General features: G+C 33.0%; 1 protein-coding gene. It reads left to right on the top strand.

Annotated elements, in window-relative coordinates; genetic code table 11:
- Positions 1–44: 44 nt before the first annotated feature.
- The gene (gene ltrA, locus KPL37_RS19390) at positions 45–1,454 is read left to right on the top strand and encodes a group II intron reverse transcriptase/maturase (protein WP_216151709.1); all 1,410 of its coding nucleotides are present in this window, start codon (positions 45–47) and stop codon (positions 1,452–1,454) included.
- The last annotated feature ends 87 nt before the right edge of the window (positions 1,455–1,541 follow it).

The following is a 1,541-nucleotide window of genomic DNA, read 5'->3' as shown; positions in this document are numbered from 1 at the left end:
CGCGTTAGCGTGGGAAGGACTGAACAATAGGAGGTTTTGAAATTTTGAAAGATACGAAGAAATATGATGAAAGCAGACAACTTCATAAAGAAGGCTCTCTACGAGAGAATAAAGTGGAACTTAAAGGTAACGTAGAAGTGCATAGTATTTCTCCTATGTCAGAAGAAGGAAGAAACGATGTAAATAGATACGGTAATGAATTACTCGAGCAAATATTATCTAAAGATAATATGAATAAAGCATATAAAAGAGTAAAAGCCAACAAAGGAAGTCATGGTATTGATGGATTGACAGTAGATGAACTTCTACAACACCTAAAAGAACATGGACAAGAATTAAGGCAATCATTACTAGAGAACAGATATAAACCTCAAGCAGTAAGAAGGGTAGAAATACCCAAACCTGATGGGGGAACAAGACTACTTGGAATACCTACTGTAGTAGATAGAGTCGTTCAACAAGCAATCTCACAAGTTCTGATACCAATATATGAAAAGAAGTTTTCAGATAATAGCTATGGTTTTAGGCCTTTAAGAAGTGCAAAGCAAGCCGTTGAAAAATGTAGAGGATATATTAATGCTGGACATACATGGACAGTAAATATAGACCTTTCAAAATACTTTGATACGATAAATCATGATAAATTAATTAGGATACTATCGGAAAATATTAAAGATAGTAGAGTAATTTCTCTGATACGAAAGTATCTACAAAGCGGAGTTATGATAAATGGGGTATTTATGAATACTGAAGAAGGAGCACCTCAAGGTGGACCCTTGTCCCCATTATTAAGTAACGTAATGTTAAATGAACTTGATGTAGAACTAACAAAACGAGGACTAAACTTTTGTAGATATGCTGATGATGCAAATATATACGTTAAAAGTGAGAAATCAGCAAATAGAGTAATGAGTAGTATAACAAGATTTATTGAGGAAAAGTTAAAGCTTAAAGTAAATAAAGAAAAGAGTACAGTAGATAGACCTTGGAAACTTAAATTTTTAGGATTTTCGTTTTACCGAGCAAAAGGTGAATATAGAATGAGAGTTCCTCAAAAACCTATAGATAAATTCAGAGCAAAGCTAAAGGAATTAACTTCAAGAAGTAATGCGATGAGCATGGAATATAGATTTAGGAAACTCAAGCAGGTAATAGTAGGATGGGTAAACTATTTTGCTATTGCAGATATTAAAACTATTCTTAAAACACTTGATGAATGGTTAAGACGAAGAATTAGAATGTGTTTTTGGAAACAGTGGAAGAAAATTAAAACAAAGCATGAAAACCTTATTAAGTTAGGGTTAACAAGCAATAAAGCTTGGCAATATGCAAATACAAGGAAAAGCTATTGGAGAACATCCAATAGCCCAGTATTAGCCAAAACATTAACTAATAAATACCTTAAAAAGATAGGTTTAGTTTCTATATCTGAAACATATTTATTAAAACATTAATTTCTATTGAACCGCCGTGTACCGAACGGTACGCACGGTGGTGTGAGAGGTCGCTAAATAAACTAATTATTTAGCTCCTACTCGATT

The sequence above is a fragment of the Clostridium frigoris genome (genome assembly GCF_018861865.1).
Classification (GTDB): domain Bacteria; phylum Bacillota; class Clostridia; order Clostridiales; family Clostridiaceae; genus Clostridium_AD; species Clostridium_AD frigoris.
The sequence above is the reverse complement of the archived record's forward strand: the minus strand, read 5'-3'. Positions and strand labels throughout refer to the sequence as shown.